The sequence below is a fragment of the Thalassospira tepidiphila MCCC 1A03514 genome (assembly GCF_001662875.1).
Classification (GTDB): domain Bacteria; phylum Pseudomonadota; class Alphaproteobacteria; order Rhodospirillales; family Thalassospiraceae; genus Thalassospira; species Thalassospira tepidiphila.
Window position 1 is genome coordinate 785,606 of sequence record NZ_JPVZ01000001.1, and the last position, 17,601, is coordinate 803,206.

Annotated in this window: 16 protein-coding genes and 1 riboswitch; of the genes, 10 read left to right on the plus strand and 6 right to left on the minus strand. The window is 54.6% G+C overall.

Annotated elements, in window-relative coordinates; translation table 11 throughout:
* Nucleotides 1–19: 19 nt before the first annotated feature.
* The 4 genes from TH4_RS03500 (at nucleotide 20) to TH4_RS03515 (ending at nucleotide 5,234) form a co-directional block, all read left to right on the plus strand.
* Entirely contained in the window at nucleotides 20–1,243 is a 1,224-nt protein-coding gene (locus TH4_RS03500; protein WP_064779906.1) for a response regulator, read from the plus strand.
* Nucleotides 1,244–1,374: 131 nt separating this feature from the next.
* Nucleotides 1,375–2,598 (plus strand): response regulator, encoded by a 1,224-nt coding sequence (locus TH4_RS03505; protein WP_064780031.1) that lies wholly within the window; start codon nucleotides 1,375–1,377, stop codon nucleotides 2,596–2,598.
* Between the two features lie 12 nt (nucleotides 2,599–2,610).
* Nucleotides 2,611–3,813 carry an HD domain-containing phosphohydrolase gene (locus TH4_RS03510; RefSeq protein ID WP_064780032.1) on the plus strand — a complete coding sequence of 401 codons (1,203 nt, stop codon included), beginning with the start codon at nucleotides 2,611–2,613 and terminating at the stop codon, nucleotides 3,811–3,813.
* Nucleotides 3,813–5,234 (plus strand): two-component system sensor histidine kinase NtrB, encoded by a 1,422-nt coding sequence (locus tag TH4_RS03515; protein WP_064779907.1) that lies wholly within the window; start codon nucleotides 3,813–3,815, stop codon nucleotides 5,232–5,234. The genes TH4_RS03510 and TH4_RS03515 overlap by 1 nt, the downstream gene beginning before the upstream one ends.
* Here TH4_RS03515 and TH4_RS03520 read toward each other — a convergent pair.
* The 3 genes from TH4_RS03520 to TH4_RS03530 form a co-directional block, all read right to left on the minus strand.
* Entirely contained in the window at nucleotides 5,231–5,551 is a 321-nt protein-coding gene (locus TH4_RS03520) for a YnfA family protein (protein ID WP_064779908.1), read from the minus strand. The genes TH4_RS03515 and TH4_RS03520 overlap by 4 nt on opposite strands.
* Before the next feature lie 16 nt (nucleotides 5,552–5,567).
* Nucleotides 5,568–6,578, minus strand: a complete 1,011-nt coding sequence (locus TH4_RS03525; RefSeq protein ID WP_064779909.1) for an asparaginase — start codon at nucleotides 6,576–6,578, stop codon at nucleotides 5,568–5,570.
* Nucleotides 6,579–6,689: 111 nt separating this feature from the next.
* Nucleotides 6,690–7,169, minus strand: coding sequence for an Lrp/AsnC family transcriptional regulator (locus TH4_RS03530; protein WP_064779910.1), 480 nt, complete (start codon nucleotides 7,167–7,169; stop codon nucleotides 6,690–6,692).
* Between the two features lie 140 nt (nucleotides 7,170–7,309).
* Here TH4_RS03530 and phhA point away from each other — a divergent pair, with 140 nt between their 5' ends.
* Entirely contained in the window at nucleotides 7,310–8,209 is a 900-nt protein-coding gene (phhA, locus tag TH4_RS03535; protein ID WP_064779911.1) for a phenylalanine 4-monooxygenase, read from the plus strand.
* 58 nt (nucleotides 8,210–8,267) lie between these two features.
* On the opposite strand, the gene TH4_RS03540 is transcribed toward phhA, so the two are convergent.
* Complete coding sequence (locus TH4_RS03540) at nucleotides 8,268–8,690, minus strand: response regulator (protein WP_008888386.1); 423 nt, start codon at nucleotides 8,688–8,690, stop codon at nucleotides 8,268–8,270.
* A 286-nt stretch (nucleotides 8,691–8,976) separates the two neighbouring features.
* A riboswitch (cobalamin riboswitch) is annotated at nucleotides 8,977–9,155 on the plus strand.
* 136 nt (nucleotides 9,156–9,291) lie between these two features.
* On the opposite strand from TH4_RS03540, the gene TH4_RS03545 reads away from it, so the two are divergent.
* The 4 genes from TH4_RS03545 (at nucleotide 9,292) to TH4_RS03560 (ending at nucleotide 15,880) form a co-directional block, all read left to right on the plus strand.
* Nucleotides 9,292–11,340 (plus strand): methylmalonyl-CoA mutase family protein, encoded by a 2,049-nt coding sequence (locus TH4_RS03545; protein WP_064779912.1) that lies wholly within the window; start codon nucleotides 9,292–9,294, stop codon nucleotides 11,338–11,340.
* A gap of 2 nt (nucleotides 11,341–11,342) precedes the next feature.
* Nucleotides 11,343–13,496: a methylmalonyl-CoA mutase gene (gene scpA, locus TH4_RS03550; RefSeq protein WP_064779913.1), complete on the plus strand. Its 2,154-nt coding sequence runs from the start codon at nucleotides 11,343–11,345 to the stop codon at nucleotides 13,494–13,496.
* Nucleotides 13,497–13,565: 69 nt separating this feature from the next.
* Nucleotides 13,566–14,615: a methylmalonyl Co-A mutase-associated GTPase MeaB gene (gene meaB, locus TH4_RS03555; protein WP_083996966.1), complete on the plus strand. Its 1,050-nt coding sequence runs from the start codon at nucleotides 13,566–13,568 to the stop codon at nucleotides 14,613–14,615.
* A 104-nt stretch (nucleotides 14,616–14,719) separates the two neighbouring features.
* On the plus strand, nucleotides 14,720–15,880 hold the full coding sequence (locus TH4_RS03560) for a protein kinase family protein (protein ID WP_064779914.1): 1,161 nt from the start codon (nucleotides 14,720–14,722) through the stop codon (nucleotides 15,878–15,880).
* A 53-nt stretch (nucleotides 15,881–15,933) separates the two neighbouring features.
* Here the strand turns inward: TH4_RS03560 and TH4_RS20605 are convergent, their stop codons facing one another.
* Both TH4_RS20605 and TH4_RS20610 read right to left on the minus strand, forming a co-directional pair.
* Nucleotides 15,934–16,086, minus strand: a complete 153-nt coding sequence (locus TH4_RS20605) for a hypothetical protein (RefSeq protein WP_157097701.1) — start codon at nucleotides 16,084–16,086, stop codon at nucleotides 15,934–15,936.
* A gap of 144 nt (nucleotides 16,087–16,230) precedes the next feature.
* The gene (locus TH4_RS20610; RefSeq protein ID WP_157097702.1) at nucleotides 16,231–16,380 is read right to left on the minus strand and encodes a hypothetical protein; all 150 of its coding nucleotides are present in this window, start codon (nucleotides 16,378–16,380) and stop codon (nucleotides 16,231–16,233) included.
* 203 nt (nucleotides 16,381–16,583) lie between these two features.
* On the opposite strand from TH4_RS20610, the gene TH4_RS03565 reads away from it, so the two are divergent.
* Nucleotides 16,584–17,582, plus strand: coding sequence for a tRNA dihydrouridine synthase (locus TH4_RS03565; RefSeq protein ID WP_064779915.1), 999 nt, complete (start codon nucleotides 16,584–16,586; stop codon nucleotides 17,580–17,582).
* Nucleotides 17,583–17,601 lie beyond the last annotated feature (19 nt).

Below are 17,601 nucleotides of genomic sequence, written 5' to 3' on the forward strand. Positions count from 1 at the left end.
TTAAGAAGAAGCGGGTAAAATGCACCACATTCTGTTTGTTGATGATGATGCCAACATCCTGAACGGATTGCGCCGACGTCTGCGCAGCACCCGTCCCGAGTGGAACCTTTATTTCGCCAATAGCGGGTCTGAGGCCATCGAACTTGCCGAAAACAAGGATCTGGACGTCATCGTTTCAGACATCCAGATGCCTGGCATGGACGGTGTGACCTTGCTTGAAACCTTGCAGAAAACCCATCCAGATGCCGTACGCATCATTCTGACAGGTCATGCCGACAACGCATCCTATCTGCGCACCATCGGCCCGGCACACCAGTTTCTGAGCAAACCCTGCGATCATGAAACCCTGGTCGACAGTATTGAAAACGCACTGGGTCTGCGTCAGTTATTGCGAAGCCCCGAACTTAGAACCCTTGTCGCTGGTTCCAAGAGCCTCGCCTCGCCACCCGACACCTATATGCGTCTGGAAACGGCCTTTTCGAACCCGAACTACGCGCTTGATACCATCAGCAAAATTGTTGAGTCCGATATCGCGCTGACCACCGAAGTTTTGAAACTGACCAACTCGTCCTATTTCGCAGTGACGCAGAATGTTTCGTCGGTTGCGCATGCGGTCAGGATGCTGGGGATGGAAACGCTTAAGGCACTGGCTCTTTTTGTCGGGCTGTATCGCGGCTTTGACGGCCCGGCCAGTCAGGCAGCCAATCTTAAACGCCTGTGCCATCGCTCCCAGCAGATTGGCGTTACCGCGGCCCTGATTGCCGAATATGAACGGCTTCCGCGTGAAATTTGCCATGCTGTGCCATCCATCGGGATGCTTAGTCACATCGGCACGTTGATCCTTTATACCAAGCGCCCCGATGAGATGCAGGCGGTCATTGACCGTGTTGAAAAAGAAGGCATTTCAATTGATCAGGCGGAGGCCGAACAGTTCGGGGCCGGACATGCCGAAATCGGTGCCTATTTGTTGGGATTGTGGGGGTTTCCGGCACCTGTCATTCAGGCGGTTGCCTATCACCATCGGCCAATGGATTTACCGCACCGGGAAATGACCGCCCTGACCGCGATCTATGTTGCGCAACATCTGACACGTGAAATTGCCGATCGTGATGCCGGACGGACGGTCGAAAGCACGATCGATCAGGAATATCTCGCCCAGATCGGCAAGCAGAGCCACATTGAAGAATGGACCAATATTGCGGCTGTTGTGTCCGGCAAATACCGCGAACTGACCAACAACTAGATCACGTGTCCTGATGTGCTCCGTCTTCACGAAAAAGGGGCAAAAAGGACACGACCCTCCACATATGCGGACTATCAAAGATCCTTTGCAGGCCCCATGTATAGACCATGGAGCACACGCATGAGGTGAAAATGAGCGTCATCCTTTTTGTCGATGATGACAAAAATATTCTGGATGGTTTGCGTCGCCGGTTACGCTCGGTCCGGTCCGGCTGGGAGCTGCATTTCGCGCATGACGCGGAAAGCGCCTTGGCGAAGGCTGCCGAAATGGAACCGGATGTCGTCGTTTCCGACATGCGCATGCCCGGAACCGATGGCGCAGAACTTTTGACCATGATGCAGGAAAAACACCCGCATAGCGCGCGTATCATTCTTTCGGGTTTTGCCGAGGAAGAGGCAATCCTGCGCACGGTTGGCCCGGCGCATCAGTATCTGGCCAAACCGTGTGATGATCAGATGCTGGTCGAAACCATCGAGAATGCGCTTGATCTGCGAAACCTTCTGACCAATCCGGACCTGCGTGCGCTTGTTGGCGGGATTGATGCACTTGCCTCCCCGCCGATAACCTATACCAACCTTGTCAAGGCACTGGAAAACCCACTGACCAGCAACGAGCAGCTTACGGCCATCGTTGCCTCGGACATTGCGTTGACCGCCGAAATCCTGAAGCTGACCAACTCGGCCTATTTTGCGGTCAGCCAGAAAATCACATCTGTCTCGCAAGCCATCCGCATGATTGGCGTCGATACGCTTAAGGCGCTTGCCCTGTTTATTGGTCTGTTTCGTAGTTTTGACGGCCCTAAGCCGGCGGTCACGCGGATGATGCAACTGTGCAAACGCAGCCAGCAGCTTGGCGTTGTCGCCACCTTGATCGCCGAGCAGGAAAAGCTTCCGAAGGAAGTGATCAGTGTCATGGCCGCTGTAGGCATGCTGAGCCATACCGGCAGCCTGATCCTTTATGCCTATCGCGCTAATGAAATGGCCGAGGTCATCAAGCGGGTCGAAACCGAAGACATTCCGATCAACGTTGCCGAACGTGACCAGTTTGGCGCGGCCCACCCGGAAATCGGTGCGTACCTTTTGGGTCTGTGGGGCTTTCCAAGCGCCATGGTGCAGACGGTTGCGTATCACCATCGCCCGCAAGACACGCGGCATACCGAAATGAACGCGCTTAGCGCAATCTATATTGCCCAGCATCTGGCACGCGAAGTCGCCATTGAAAGCCGTACCGGCCAGGCGCCTGAAAGCCGCATTGATCTTGAATATCTTGAACGTTTGGGAAAAGCCGACCGGTTGCCGGTCTGGCGCGAAATTGCCCACGTGGTCGAAGAAAAATACCGCGAAATGGACGCGTAAGGGAGAGAGATGATGACACAGAATCCCCCTGTACTCTTCGTTGATGACGATGAAAACCTGTTGATGGGACTTAAGCGAAAGCTGCGCGGCAAGTTCGATTTCGAAACAGCGGTCGGCCCGCTTCAGGCGCTTGAGAAATTCAAGGCGGGCAACAAATATGCGGTTTGTGTTGCCGACATGCGCATGCCCGACATGGACGGTGTGAAGTTGCTGGCCGAGGTTGCCAAACTCAGCCCCGACACAGTCAACATGATGCTGACCGGCAATGCCGACCAGCATACCGCGGTCGAAGCAATCAATCGGGGGCATATTTTCCGCTTTTTCAACAAGCCGTGCGAGGACGAGGACCTGATTGCCGGTGTCAAGGCGGGCCTGCGACAATATCAGTTGATCACCGCGGAAAAGGCGCTGATCGAACAGACTCTGGCGGGCAGTGTAAAGGTCCTGACCGAGGTGCTGGCACAGCTTAACCCGGCGATTTTTGGCAAGGCGATGCGCGCCAAGCTTTGGTGCGATACCATTGCCAAACAGATCGGCTACCCGCATCCGTGGGAATTGGGGTTGGCCGCGTTACTGGCGCCCATTGGCTATGTCTCCCTGCCGCCGGAAATCCTTGCCCGCCTTGGCGATGAAAAGCCGCTTCAACCGCTTGAACGTGACGTGGTCCGACGCACGCCCGAAGTGGCGCGCAAACTGATTTCCAATATCCCGCGTCTGGAACAAGTTGCCGGCATTGTCTATCTGCAGAACCGCAATTTTGACGGATCGGGCTTCCCGGCCGAAGGCCCGCTTGGCACGGAAATTCCGTTGGGTGCGCGGGTCCTTCGGATTTTTAACGACCTTGGCAAAATTGTCGAAAGTGATCTTGTCGTCAAACAGCACTTCGACGAGTTGCGCCACAAGCCTGAACGCTATGACCCCGAACTGCTGAACCAGATCGAGGCGATCCTTGCCCAGGAAGACCCGTCCTATGACAAAGTCGCCTATCCGACCGGGACGGAGCATGACATTTACCTCAAGAACCTGCGGATCGGAGATTTCCTGCTGACCGATATCGAAACGCGCGATGGGCATATCTTGCTGACCCATGGCAACTACGTTTCCGAAATTCAGATCCAGCGGCTGCGCGTTTTTCAGGAACTTCACCAGTTTCATGAGCCCATTCGTGTTCGCCGCGGCGGGCATGACCAGGTTGCCGGGAGCGGAGGGGCCTGATGTCTGAAAAGATTGAAAACCTGCACGACACCAAGATCCTGAGTGGCACGTCCGATCTGACATCGGGGGCGGACCTTCTTGAGGCCGCCAAGGAAATTGATGCGCCAGAGGACGTTCGCGCCCATTTCCTGGCACTGATGGGCGAGCAAAAGCGCCGCAAGCTCGAAACCATGCAGCGGCTCAAGACCATTCTTGATAGCGTTGTCGAGGGGATCCTGATCATTGATGCCACCGGCATGATCCAGGACTTCAACAAATCAGCCGCCGAAATCCTGCGCGCAACCGGTGATGAGTTGCTGGGCACTTCGGTCGATGTGATGTTCATTGATCGCAAGGCAACGGTGCGCCACAAGCTTTTGAATCGCTGCATTAATATCAGCAGTGGTGTGCTGAAATATGACTATACCGAAACAATGGCGCAGCGCCTTGATGGCGACAGCTTTCCGATGGAAATCATCGTAAGTCCGGCCAATTTCGCATCCGAGATGAGTTATCTTTACATTTTCCGCGACATCACCCGACGCAAGAATGCGGAAGTCGCGCAAAAGAAGCTTGAAGAAGACCTGCGCGAGGCGCTTAAGCTTGAGGCGATTGGCCATCTGGCGGGCGGCATTGCGCATGAAATCAATACGCCCAGCCAGTATATCCGCGATAACCTGAAGTTCCTCAATGACAGTTACGGGGCGCTTTCGCGCATGCTTGGTCTGGCCTTGCAGACCTTGTGGAAAAATCGCGCAAATTTGCCGCCCAATACGTTTGAGGATTTCGCCCGACAAATGCGTGATTCCGATCTTGAATTCCTGCTTGAGGAAATCCCGCATGCCACCCAGCAATCCCTTGATGGCATCAATCAGGTGGCACGCATCGTCCTGTCGATGAAGGAGTTCTCCCACCCCGGCGGGACGGAAAAAACCACCACCGACATTAACCGGGTCCTGTCGAACGTGATTGTGATTTCACGCAATGAATGGAAACACAATGCCGACATCACCGAAGAATTCGATCCGGAGATCCCGCATATTCCGTGCCACATCAACGAGGTCAATCAGGTCTTCCTCAACCTGATCGTCAACGCGGCACAGGCCATTCAGGCCGCCGGTCGCAAACCCGATGAAGGGCACATTACGGTCAAGACCACATCGCTTGATGACAGTATCCTGATTTCGATTTCCGACAACGGAACCGGCATTGCCAAGGAAAACCGGTCAAAGGTGTTCAATCCGTTCTTTACCACCAAGGAAGTTGGCAAGGGCACGGGACAGGGACTTTCTATCACCCATGACATCGTCACGGTGCGCCACGGCGGGCGTATCTGGTTTGAAACCGAAATGGGGAAGGGAACGACATTCCGCGTTCTTCTGCCCGCCGAAGACCGCACCGGCAAAAAGTCCGACGAAAAACCCGAGAAAACCAAGACCTAACGCGGGGCAAACAGGATGATCCCGGCACCCAAAAGGCAAACCAGCAATCCGGTTACATCCCAGCGGTCGGGGGTGGTGCGCTCAACCACCCACATCCAGAAGATCGATGCCGTGATGTAAACACCGCCATAGGCCGCATAAGCCCGCCCGGCAAAGTCGGCCTCAACCCGGGTCAGAAGCCAGGCAAAGACAATCAGGGATACCACGCCCGGCACGACCCAAAGGACCGACTTTCCGGACCGAAGCCAGGCCCAGAAGGCAAAACACCCGGCAATTTCGGCAATCGCCGCAAAGATATAGGCCGCAATGCTTTGCATCTGTTCCCCGTTTTGATCAGAAGGCCGGGCGCAAGTCCCCGGCATATTTGCCCGCCCAGTTGGTCAGAACCGGGGTCAGGTATTTTTTAAGGATCTCGGCCTTGGCGTCATCAATCACGCCATGTTTGCGCAGGATCGCGCCCATCGCAACCTCTGCCCCGCGCTGGGTGCCATCATCGATCTTAAGCGCCACACCAAGCCCCTGTTTGGGGAAGGCTGCGCAATAAACACCCTCTGCGCCGACTTTGACCAGTGCATCTTCACCGCATTCTTCCATGATCCCGGTGCAAAAGCGCCCGGTTCCGGCGACCATGAAGGGCGCATTTGCACAGCCCTTGCGGATACGCTTGATCGCATCAATGCGTTTGGCATCAAGGCCAACTGGGTCGGCCATGCGCGCCATCGCAAGGCCGAGATCACGCAACCGCATGCCAATCACCGGAATACCGCAACCATCAATACCGCGCGGCGTCGAAGACAGATCGCAATCCCCCATTTCTTCCAACACCTTGATCAGGCGTTGCTGAACTGGATGGGATTCTTCGATATAGCCAACCGGGTCTTCGCCAAGCTGCTGTGCGGTCGACAGGAAGCCTGAATGTTTGCCAGAGCAATTATTGTGCGCCTTGGTCAGGCTCACATGATCAGACGCCTGTTTAATCGCGGCATTCAGGCTGAGTGAATAATGCGGGGCGCATTCCAGTGTATCGACCGAAAGGCCGATCTTCTCCAGCCATGCTTTGACGGTTTGCGCGTGTTCTTCCTCGCCATTATGTGATGAACAGGCAAGTGCAATGTGTTTGTCTTCAAGCCCGAAGGCCTCGACCGCGCCGCTTTCAACGAACGGAATGGCCAGAAGCGGCTTGATCGCAGATCGCGGATACATCAGCGCATCAATATCGCCCCCCTGATCAACCACCGTCCCGTCAGACGTCATCACGACGTAACGACCGCGATGGAAACTTTCGACCATATCGCCGCGTGTGGCTTCGACAAGGATCGGGTTGGCAGCGATTGACTGAGGCATTTTAAAGCTCCGGCTTTGGTGGGTTGATCAGTCTATGCCTGAAACACCGGTGGAAAATCAAGTATGGCAAATCTTGCAACTGCGAAGGTGACCGCCATCTGACGGCCGCCTTCAAACACCTTTTGGCAACGGTATGGCCGTCAGGTTCTTGTATTCCTTCAAAACCAGACTGGATTGCACATCGCGCACATTGGGCATTGAAAGCAACTGATGGGTGACAAAATCGCCAAAGCTTTCGATATCGCGCGCCACGGACACCAGCAGAAAATCCTGCCGTCCCGTCATCGCCCAGCAGGACAGAATTTCCGGAAGATCATTCATCGCGCGGGCGAAATCCTCCGCCCCCTGTTCGGTATGGCTTTGCAAGCGGACCTGAATGGTCGCCAGCACCCCAAAGCCAAGTTTCTTGCGGTCCAGAAGGGCGACCTGGCGTTTGATCACCCCGGATGCCTCAAGCTGTTTGACCCGACGCAAACACGGTGATGGGGACATGCCGACCATTTCAGCCAGTTGGACATTGCTGATGGCGGCGTCCTTTTGCAGGGCCTGCAATATCCGGATATCAGTCGCGCTTAGCGTCACGTCGGTCATTTTAAACCCCAAATCAAACCAACAAGGTCACAATATGCACATCATAACTGATTTAGACGCCTTATTGGCCAGAAAATGACATTAGAGTTGATGTAAAATGATCCTTGTAAATCGGCAATAGAACCCGAAAGAGGACGGCCATGAATCAGGGAAACGATCTGCGTGGCGATTACAGTCACATCAATGACGACTACACCATCGATCAGGACTGGAGCACATATACCGAGGCCGAGCACGAACTATGGCGCAAACTTTATGACCGCCAGTCGCGCATTTTGCCCGGTTATGCCGCCGAGGATTACATTCGCAATCTGATGAAACTTGATGCGGCGGATCAGATTCCGCATTTCGGCCGGGTCAGCGAGAAACTTCATGCGGCGACCGGCTGGCATCTTGTCGCTGTTCCGGGGCTGGTGCCAGATGATGTGTTTTTTGACCACCTTGCCAATCGTCGGTTCCCGGTCACGGTGTGGCTGCGCAAGCCCGAGGAAATGGACTATCTGGTCGAACCCGACATCTTCCATGACTTTTTTGGTCATGTGCCGATGCTCTATGACCCGACCTTTGCCGATTATCTGGCAGCCTATGGCGCCAAGGGTCCAGAGGCCGTTGCAAAGGGTGGCCTGAAACAGCTGGCGCGGATGTATTGGTACATGGTCGAGTTTGGCCTGATCATGACCCCCCATGGTTTGCGCGCTTATGGTGCGGGCATGTTGTCATCGCAAACCGAAACCATCTATTCGGTCACCGATCCCACGCCAAACCGGGTGGCGTTCGAGCTTGAACGCGTCATGGGCACGGATTATGCGATTAATGATTTCCAGAAAACCTATTTCGTTCTGGAAAGTTACGATCAGTTGTTTGACGCGATGAATGTGCCGCTGGCGCCGATCTATGATCGGCTCGCCAAGAAGCCTGCGATTGATCCGGCAACCACCTTGCCGACAGACTGGCTTTATCATGTGCATGGGGCCGCAGACAGCATCATTTCCCTGGGCGAGGAGACGCACAGAACCCACAGACAACAACGCCCTGCGTAAGGCAGGGCGTGGCGGTCCGTTCAGGATTGATCAAGGCAGAGCCGGTCTGACAGCACCGCTAGCAGGCACTGATGGAATGGCCCAGCACCCGATTGAGTTGCTCAAGCACCACTTTCGGGCTGGCGTCCTTGCTGATGAAATCGGCCGCCCCAAGCGCATCGGCTTGTGCGCGGGTGTCGGCATCATAATGGGCCGAGAAGAAGAAAACCGGCACGTTTTGGCTGTTGGGATAGCGGCGGCGAATTTCGCAGAACGCTTCAAAGCCGCTCATACCCGGCATTTCAATATCAAGGATGATGGCACGGGGATAAAGCCCGTCCAGCTGATCAATCAGATCATCGGCACAATCAAAACCGGCCACGTCATATCCTGCCCGACGCAACACTGTTTCAAGGGCTGCCTTGGCGCTGGGACTGTCGTCGGCGAACGCAACCAGTCCATCAGGACAGAATTGCGACGGCATGGCGCTGAGCGCGTTCATAGATGGCGATACTCCGAGTTTTGGGACAAGTCCAAACTGACAGACGAAAATGTCAAATTGGTTAAACCCGCCAAATTTTTGCCACGCAATGTTCCGGCTTCACCCCGATCTTGCACCCGTGCCGCGAAAGTATAAGGCCGCAATGATCGAAACCATGTGACGCGCAAACCACGAACAGACCGGCAAAACCCCAATGTTTCCGCCAACATAACGTTACGGAAACCTGATTTGTCGGGATCGATATCCGTCTAAATAGGTATTTCCATGCCTATTTACGGAATTAGGGACAGGTGCTATAAACCGCCATGTCGCGAATGTGACCGGAAAATAGGATCGGGAATCCGGTGCGGCCGTGCCTTAGCGCACTTTGGCCAAGCCCGGAACTGCCCCCGCAACTGTAAGCGTGACGGCCTTTTTGCAGGCTTTCTCGCGAGTCAGAATACCGATGGTGTTTTCTTGGCATGAAATGGGCCGGGCGGGGTGTACCGGGTACTGGGAATCCGTAGTAGAATAGAATTTGGCAACGTTCCGTGCCCGACGCCATATAAAGACCCCATATGGAGTCGCATCAAGGACGGGACACACCAAGCCGGGAGAAACCATGTCCGACCCGCTAAAGCTCGCATCCGAATTTCCATCTGCTGATTATGCAAGTTGGCGCAAGCTTGCCGAAGAGGCCCTTAAAGGGGCACCGTACGAGAAGAAGCTTGTCACCAACACCCTTGATGGCTTTTCCATTCAGCCGATCTATACAAATGATGATCAGGATGACGCGACCCGGCTGATCCACGAAGTTCTTAATGCCACGGTCGAGCCGCGCGAAACCGTCACCGGCTGGGATATCCGACAGCTTCATACCCATCCCGATCCCACGGCGACCAATGCCGCGATCCTTGAGGATCTTGAAAATGGGGCGACCTCAATCACGCTAAGGCTTGATGCCGCTGCCCGCGCCGGGCGCGAAATCAGTTCTGCCGAGGTCGGTGTTGACGGGATTGCCATTCATTGCCTGGCCGATCTTGATGCCGCGCTTGAGGATGTTTACACCAACCTTGCCACCGTCGGGCTTGATGCCGGGGCGGCAGGTGTTCCGGCCGCGGCCCTTTTGGCCGCGCATATTGCAAATACCGATGGTGCCGACGAAGCCGCACCGGCCTTTAACATCGATCCGATCGGCACGCTGGCATCCACCGGCACCCTGCCCTGCGGGGCGCAGGACGCGGTTGATCATGCAGCAAGCGTTGCGGTCGAGCTGATTGATCTGTTCCCGCTGGCGACTGCAATTTCGGTCAATGGCGCACCTTATTATAATGCTGGCGCCACCGATGGTCAGGAACTGGCCTGCCTGCTGGCAAGCGGGGTCACCTATTTGCGCGCCCTGACCGATGCCGGAATGGCGGTTGATCAGGCCGCGGGTGCGATGGTGTTTAATGTCGCCATCGGCACTGACTTCTTTGCCGGGATCGCAAAGCTGCGTGCCCTTCGCATGATGTGGAGCCGCGTTCTTTCGGCATCGGGTGCCGAGGATGCGACCATCACCATCAATGCGGTTTCGGCCGAAATGGCCCTGACCAAAGTTGATCCGTGGGTCAATATGCTGCGCACCACCGTTACCAGCTTTGCCGCCGGTCTGGGTGGTGCGGATAGTGTGACCTGCCTGCCTTATGATCATCTGATTGGCCTGCCTGATGGCTTTGCGCGTCGTATTGCGCGCAACACCCAACTGATTTTGCAGGAAGAAAGCAACGTCCACCGGGTCATCGATCCGGCGGGTGGTTCATGGTTTATTGAAAACCTGACCAAGGAGCTGGCGAAGGCCGCCTGGTCGAAGTTCCAATCGCTTGAGGCATCGGGTGGCATTCTAAGTGCCCTTGCCAATGGCAGCCTGAAGACCGAGATCGAGACCGTCTGGAACGCGCGTGAAAAACGGCTGTCCACCCGTCGTGATCCGCTGACCGGTGTGTCGGAATTCCCCAACATCACAGAAGCCAAGGTCACCTGCGAAAAGCCGGACCTTGACGCGATTGTTGCAAATGCCAAGGCCCGCCAGACCAAATTTGACGGCACGGTCGGCAACAGCCTTAATGCGATGATTGAGGCCGCCCGCGCAGGCGCCACCATCGGGCACATGTTTACCGATCTTTATGGCACCAGCGCCGCGACATGTGTCGGTGCCCTGCCTGCCCATCGCCTTGCCGAACGTTACGAGGCACTTCGCAAACGTTCAGATGCGCATAAGGCAAAGACCGGCTCCTTCCCGCAGGTCTTCCTGGCCAATCTTGGCAAGGTCGCCCAGCACACGGCACGCGCGACCTTTGCGCGTAACTTCTTTGAAGCCGGCGGGATCGAGGCGATCACCAATAACGGCTTTGCCAATGCGGATGATGTTGCAACCGCCTTTGGCGACAGCGGGGCGAAAATCGCCATTATTTGCGGATCGGACCCACAATATGCCGACATGGCAGCGGATGTTGCCAAGGCGCTGAAATCCAAAGGTGCCAGCATGGTTTATCTTGCTGGCCAGCCGGGCGATGCGCGGTCGGCTTACGAAGCTGCGGGCATTGACGAGTTTGTTTTTGTCGGGGCCGATGTCCTTGCCATTTGTGGTGCCGCACTTGATCATCTTCTTGGCAAACAGGGGGAGAAATAACCATGACCCGCATTCCTGATTTCTCCGACCTTCCGCTGTTTGATGGCGCGTCCGCAGGTGCCAAGGACCCGTTTGAAAGCACGCCCTGGACCACGCCAGAAGGGATTGATGTCAAATCATCCTACGGGCCCAAGGATCTGGACGGTATTGATCATTTAAATACCATGCCGGGCATGCCGCCGTTTTTGCGTGGCCCCTACCCGACCATGTATGTGCAGCGTCCCTGGACGATCCGCCAATATGCCGGTTTCTCCACCGCCGAGGAATCGAACGCGTTCTATCGCCGCAACCTTGCCGCCGGGCAAAAGGGGCTTTCGATTGCCTTCGATCTGGCGACCCACCGGGGCTATGACAGTGATCATCCGCGCGTCGCAGGTGACGTTGGCATGGCCGGTGTGGCGATTGACAGCATCTATGACATGCGCACCCTTTTTGATGGCATCCCGCTTGATGAGATGTCGGTTTCCATGACCATGAATGGTGCGGTTCTGCCGGTGATGGCTCTTTATATCGCGGCCGCCGAAGAACAGGGTGTGAAGCACGAACAGCTTTCGGGCACCATTCAGAACGACATTCTGAAAGAGTTCATGGTGCGCAACACCTATATCTATCCGCCGAAACCATCGATGCGCATCATTTCGGATATCTTTGCCTTTACCTCGCAAAACATGCCGAAATTCAACTCGATCTCGATTTCCGGCTATCACATGCAGGAAGCCGGTGCGACGGCCGATCTGGAGTTGGCCTATACCCTGGCCGATGGCATCGAATATGCCCGTGCCGGTCAGGCGGCGGGATTGCCGATTGATAAATTCGCGCCGCGTCTGTCGTTCTTCTGGGCGATCGGCATGAACTTCTTCATGGAAATTGCCAAGATGCGCGCGGCTCGCATGATCTGGGCCAAGCTGATCAAACAGTTCGATCCGCAAAACCCCAAATCGCTGTCGCTGCGCACCCACAGCCAGACATCGGGTTGGTCATTGACAGCCCAAGACGTGTTTAACAACGTCATCCGTACCTGTGTTGAGGCGATGGCATCCACCCAAGGCCACACCCAGTCGTTGCATACCAATGCACTGGACGAGGCATTGGCGCTACCGACCGATTTCTCGGCCCGGATTGCGCGTAACACCCAGTTGTTCCTGCAACAGGAAAGCGGCACCACCAATGTTATCGATCCGTGGGGTGGTTCATACTATGTCGAACGCCTGACGCGCGATTTGGCCGAAAAGGCATGGGCGCATATCGCCGAGGTCGAAGAACAGGGCGGCATGGCCAAGGCGATTGAAGCCGGCATTCCGAAAATGCGCATCGAAGAAGCCGCAGCCCGCACGCAGGCCCGCATTGATAGCGGCCGTCAAACTTTGGTGGGTGTGAACAAATACCGTGTCACCGATGATCGCCCGGTCGATGTGCTTCAGGTCGATAACGCCGAAGTCCGCCGTCAGCAGATCGCAAAACTCGAACGTCTGCGGGCTGAACGTGACAACGCGGCTGTTGAAAGTGCGCTGACCGCGCTGACCAATGCCGCCGATGCTGGCAATGGTAACCTGCTTGAACTCGCTGTCGAGGCGGCGCGTGCGAAATGTACGGTGGGCGAGATTTCCGATGCGCTTGAAAAGGTCTATGGCCGTCATCAGGCGGTGATCCGGTCGATCTCGGGCGTTTATAAAACCGAAGTCGGCGCTGATAACGAGGCACTGGCCAAGGTTGATCGCCTGATCACGAAGTTCGAGGCCAATGAAGGCCGCCGTCCGCGGATCCTGATCGCCAAGATGGGCCAGGATGGTCATGACCGGGGGCAAAAGGTGATTGCAACGGCCTTTGCCGATCTTGGCTTTGATGTCGATATCGGGCCGTTGTTCCAGACCCCGGAAGAAGCCGCCAAACAGGCTGTTGAAAACGATGTTCATATCGTTGGCGCCAGTTCGCTTGCCGCCGGGCACCTGACCCTTGTGCCGCAGTTGCGCGCAGAGCTCGACAAGCTTGGTCGTGAAGACATTATGATTGTTGCTGGCGGCGTGATCCCGCCGCAGGACTTCGACAAACTGTTCGAAGCCGGGGCCGAGGCGATCTTCCCGCCCGGAACGGTCATTGCCGAAGCGGCTGGCGACCTGCTAGAAAAGCTTAATCAGTCTGGCGAGGAAGCGGCCTGATCGCCGCTTCCTTCCAACTCGACGTAACGCTTTGCTGGCGTGAAACGCGCCGAATTCAAGGAATGCCTGGTGAAAGAAACGCTGCGCACCATACCTGCAGGCTCGGGCGGCACGGTCAGCCCGCGCAAGGCCGTGCGCAGACGCGTGCTTTCAACCGATGAAATCGTTAAGGGTGTTCTGGCCGGTGATCGCACCATTCTGTCACGTGCGATTACGCTGGTTGAAAGCCGCAATCCCAAACATTTCGAACAGGCGCAGGCGGTTCTGGCCGAACTCATGCCCAACACGGGCGGGTCGCAGCGCATCGGCATTACTGGTGTGCCCGGTGTCGGTAAATCGACCTTTATCGAGGCGTTTGGCAAAAACCTGACCAAGGCGGGTAAAAAGGTTGCCGTGCTGGCCGTTGATCCGACCAGTGCACGGTCGGGCGGATCCATTCTGGGGGATAAAACCCGGATGAACGAGCTTTCGATTGATCCCAATGCCTATATCCGCCCATCGCCCAGCAGTGGGTATCTGGGCGGGGTCAATCGCATGACGCGCGAAACCATCCTTCTGTGCGAGGCCGCCGGGTTTGATGTGGTTCTGGTCGAAACTGTGGGTGCGGGACAAAGCGAAACCATGGTCGCGCAGATGACCGACTTCTTCCTTGTTCTGATGTTGCCCGGCGCGGGTGATGAACTTCAGGGCATCAAGAAGGGTGTGCTTGAAATTGCCGATCTGATTGCGGTGAACAAGGCCGATGCCGACCCAGCCAAGGCGCGCGAAGCAAAACGTGAGTATTCCTCAGCTTTGCGAATCATGCAGCCCACCAGCAAACATTGGCGGCCGCAATCGGTGATGGTTTCAGCGCTGATCAATGACGGGCTTGATAACATCTGGGATCTGATCAACCAGCACCGCGCCGTGATGGAAAAGGAAGGCGAGTTCACCGCCAAGCGTGCCCGCCAGCAACATGACTGGATGTGGACGATGCTGCGCGACCGGTTGCTTGAAACCTTCACCGCGCGCGATGACGTGGCAAGCAGACTTCAGACGCTTGAGACCGATGTTATATCGGGCACCACCAACCCGACCGCCGCGGTCGAGGAATTGCTGGGTCTGATCAAGACCGGCTAGTTGAGCGAACTATCAAAGAGGTCATTGGCGATATGCCAAAGGGTACTAAAAGTAGTAAAAAGTGATAAACTAGCACCTCTCAGAGTTAGTTAGGTGCACTAAAAATGAAGACCTCGCGTGTTAAGGAACTAATCGAGTTCAATCGCCCCCAAAAGTACAAATTCGTAAAGAGCTTAGGGAACGGCGCATGCGGAGAAACCATTTTAATGCGTGACGAAGAGATGGGCATTGATCTCGTCGCAAAAAAATACAAGCCTATTATAGAAAAACGCAAAAACCCGGATCTATTTAGAGAGCTACTTGATAGATTCCGCAGAGAAGCGAAAATACTTTTCCAAATCAACCACCTGAATATCGTCAGAGTTTATAGCTACTTCGATTATAATGAATCTGACACATCATACATAACCATGGAGTATATTCAGGGAGACAATATAATAAAGCACATAAAATCCAACCCAACAAGAATAGGTGCAATTTTTGAGAAAACAATAAATGGATTTTCTTACTTAGAAGAAAAGAAAATACTTCACAGGGACATTAGACCGGACAATATATTGATTGACATCAATGGAGAACCAAAAATAATAGACTTCGGTTTTGGGAAAGAATCTTCAGGATTAGAAACCAATATTGATAAAAGCATATCTTTGAATTGGTGGTGCGAGAAACCATTGGAGTTTAACAAAGGGCAATATGATACCAGAACGGAAATCTACTTTGTTGGTCAGCTCTTTGCGAAAGCAGCAAATGATGCACACATATCCGAGTATGATTACGCTAAAATCATCGCAGAGATGTGCGATCTCAATGCAGAAAAACGACCAAAATCGTTCTCTGATATAAAGTTAGAAATAGCTAAAACAGAATACGCAGAAACAGAGTTCACAGACGAAGAAATTCAGACCTACCGCCTGTTCTCGGAAAGCTTGTGCGAGGCTATTTCAGAAATCGGGACCTCATCGAAATACGTTACAGATACGACCGAAATCATTGAGGGACTGGAAGAAGTATACAAAAAGAACATGCTTGAGGAGCGCATTCATGCTCCGGAAAAGATAATAGGTATATTCGTCGAAGGCGGTTTCAAATTCTGGAAAAATGAAGTTTTCTACACATCAACACTAGAGGTTTTCCTAAAATTTCTGCGAAAACTCTCTACCGAAAAGCAATGGCTAGTTCTCGCAAACCTAACATCTCGACTTGACGGGATTAAGAGGTATCAAGAGAAAAACGCTGGCTGGGACGATGAAATACCGTTCTAATAGAAAGGCCGCACAAAACGCGCGGCCTCTTAAACCATTTAGCTGTGGCTGGATTACTTGTTTTCAGCCGCTTTCAGCTTTTCTTTCAGGATTTTAAGCTTCTCGACCGCATCGTTGATTTCCTGATCAAGATGCTTGAGGCCTTCGCGCTTTTCGGTCGGTACGGATTCGAGCTCATCCAGGGCTTTTTCTACGATATACAGCATCCTGCAATCCTCCTTGTTTTGGTATCGGCGGCGTTACTTTGGCACTTTGGGCACCGGCAACATTCACGCTGGTTAACATAACACCCAGCATGGACCAACCGATGTGTCGTTTCAAAGACATGGATCAAGAATGATCCGAAACTATCAACCGGCTGTCTGTTCAAGACGTTCCTGAAGGACCCGGATGCTTTCGGAGGTTGATTGCAAAACCTGTTCAAGACCGGAGAGTTTTTCACGGGCCTCGCGCGAGACCGCTTCGACTTCATCAAGCGCGCTTTCAAAGATATAGAGCATGTTTATGCCCTTTCATTGTTGTTTTTGATGATTCAAAGCTAGCCCCCAAATTCGCTGAAACCGTGTCAGCAATGCGCTATTTCTGCCGTATTTCGGCGCGAGAGCGCGCAGGACGGCAAGGCTGATCTGTGATTTTTCACCGGCAGGTTTGGGCGGTTTGTGGTAAAAGCCGCCAACTGATTTTCTGAAACTGGGTAAACCCGATGACGCACTTGGTGCTGGCACCGATGGAAGGACTTGTTGACTGGCGCGTTCGGCAATTGCTGAGTGCTGCCGGCGGGTTCGACCTGTGCGTGACCGAGTTTATCCGCGTGTCGCAAAACCTGTTTCCAGCACACGTGTTTCATCGTTATTGCCCGGAACTTTTGAACGGTGGCAAGACGCTTTCGGGGGTGCCGGTTCTGGTCCAGCTGATGGGCCATGACCCGGAACTGATGGGCGAAAACGCGGTTGTCGCGGTTGAGCTTGGCGCGCCGGGCATTGATATCAATTTCGGCTGCCCGTCCAAGACCGTGAACAAGCGCGAAGCCGGTGCGTCGCTGTTGAAATGCCCGGAAAATCTGTATGAAATCGTCTCGGCTGTGCGCCGTGCGGTTCCGGATCACATCCCGGTCAGTGCCAAGGTCCGGCTTGGCTATTCCGACAAGGAAATGTTCCTTGATATCGCGCGTGCGGTTGAGGCCGGTGGCGCGCAGCACCTGACCGTGCATGCGCGTACCAAGATGGAAGGCTACAAACCGCCAGCGCATTGGGAGTATCTTGCGCGCATTCGCGAAGCCATTTCCATTGGCATGACCGGCAATGGCGAAATCTGGGATGTCGCGGATTATCAGAAATGCCGCGATATATCGGGCTGCGACAGCTTTATGATCGGCAGGGGTGCCATTGCCGCCCCGGACCTTGCCAACCGGATCAAGGCATTTGAAGGCGGATCACACCTGCCCAAGGAAAGCTGGGCCGATGTTCTGTCCATGTTGCTGGCCTATTGCGATCTGATGGCGGCCGACGGCGCATCGGAAAATCATCAGGCCGGTCGCATCAAGCAATGGATGGCCCTGATCCGCAAAAGCCACACCCAGGGTGAAGCCTGTTTTGACGAGATCAAACGCATCCGTTCGATTGACGAACTGCGCGCCAAGCTGCAACACGATATGGCCTTGCCGGAAAATCAACGGACAAGTGACCTTATTGCCGCGGAGTAGCAGGTCAGTCTTGCCAGAT

Excerpts from the sequence above, each read along its gene's own strand:
- TH4_RS03540 (WP_008888386.1), bottom strand. The coding sequence starts at position 8,690 with ATGAACGCGCTCAGCGCCATGCCGTCGCAATTCTGTCCTGATGGACTG.
- TH4_RS03515 (WP_064779907.1), top strand. The coding sequence starts at position 3,813 with ATGTCTGAAAAGATTGAAAACCTGCACGACACCAAGATCCTGAGTGGC.
- TH4_RS03525 (WP_064779909.1), bottom strand. The coding sequence starts at position 6,578 with ATGCCTCAGTCAATCGCTGCCAACCCGATCCTTGTCGAAGCCACACGC.
- TH4_RS03510 (WP_064780032.1), top strand. The coding sequence starts at position 2,611 with ATGACACAGAATCCCCCTGTACTCTTCGTTGATGACGATGAAAACCTG.
- scpA (WP_064779913.1), top strand. The coding sequence starts at position 11,343 with ATGACCCGCATTCCTGATTTCTCCGACCTTCCGCTGTTTGATGGCGCG.
- TH4_RS20605 (WP_157097701.1), bottom strand. The coding sequence starts at position 16,086 with ATGCTGTATATCGTAGAAAAAGCCCTGGATGAGCTCGAATCCGTACCG.
- TH4_RS03520 (WP_064779908.1), bottom strand. The coding sequence starts at position 5,551 with ATGCAAAGCATTGCGGCCTATATCTTTGCGGCGATTGCCGAAATTGCC.
- TH4_RS03545 (WP_064779912.1), top strand. The coding sequence starts at position 9,292 with ATGTCCGACCCGCTAAAGCTCGCATCCGAATTTCCATCTGCTGATTAT.
- TH4_RS03505 (WP_064780031.1), top strand. The coding sequence starts at position 1,375 with ATGAGCGTCATCCTTTTTGTCGATGATGACAAAAATATTCTGGATGGT.
- TH4_RS20610 (WP_157097702.1), bottom strand. The coding sequence starts at position 16,380 with ATGCTCTATATCTTTGAAAGCGCGCTTGATGAAGTCGAAGCGGTCTCG.
- TH4_RS03560 (WP_064779914.1), top strand. The coding sequence starts at position 14,720 with ATGAAGACCTCGCGTGTTAAGGAACTAATCGAGTTCAATCGCCCCCAA.
- TH4_RS03500 (WP_064779906.1), top strand. The coding sequence starts at position 20 with ATGCACCACATTCTGTTTGTTGATGATGATGCCAACATCCTGAACGGA.
- TH4_RS03530 (WP_064779910.1), bottom strand. The coding sequence starts at position 7,169 with ATGACCGACGTGACGCTAAGCGCGACTGATATCCGGATATTGCAGGCC.
- phhA (WP_064779911.1), top strand. The coding sequence starts at position 7,310 with ATGAATCAGGGAAACGATCTGCGTGGCGATTACAGTCACATCAATGAC.
- TH4_RS03565 (WP_064779915.1), top strand. The coding sequence starts at position 16,584 with ATGACGCACTTGGTGCTGGCACCGATGGAAGGACTTGTTGACTGGCGC.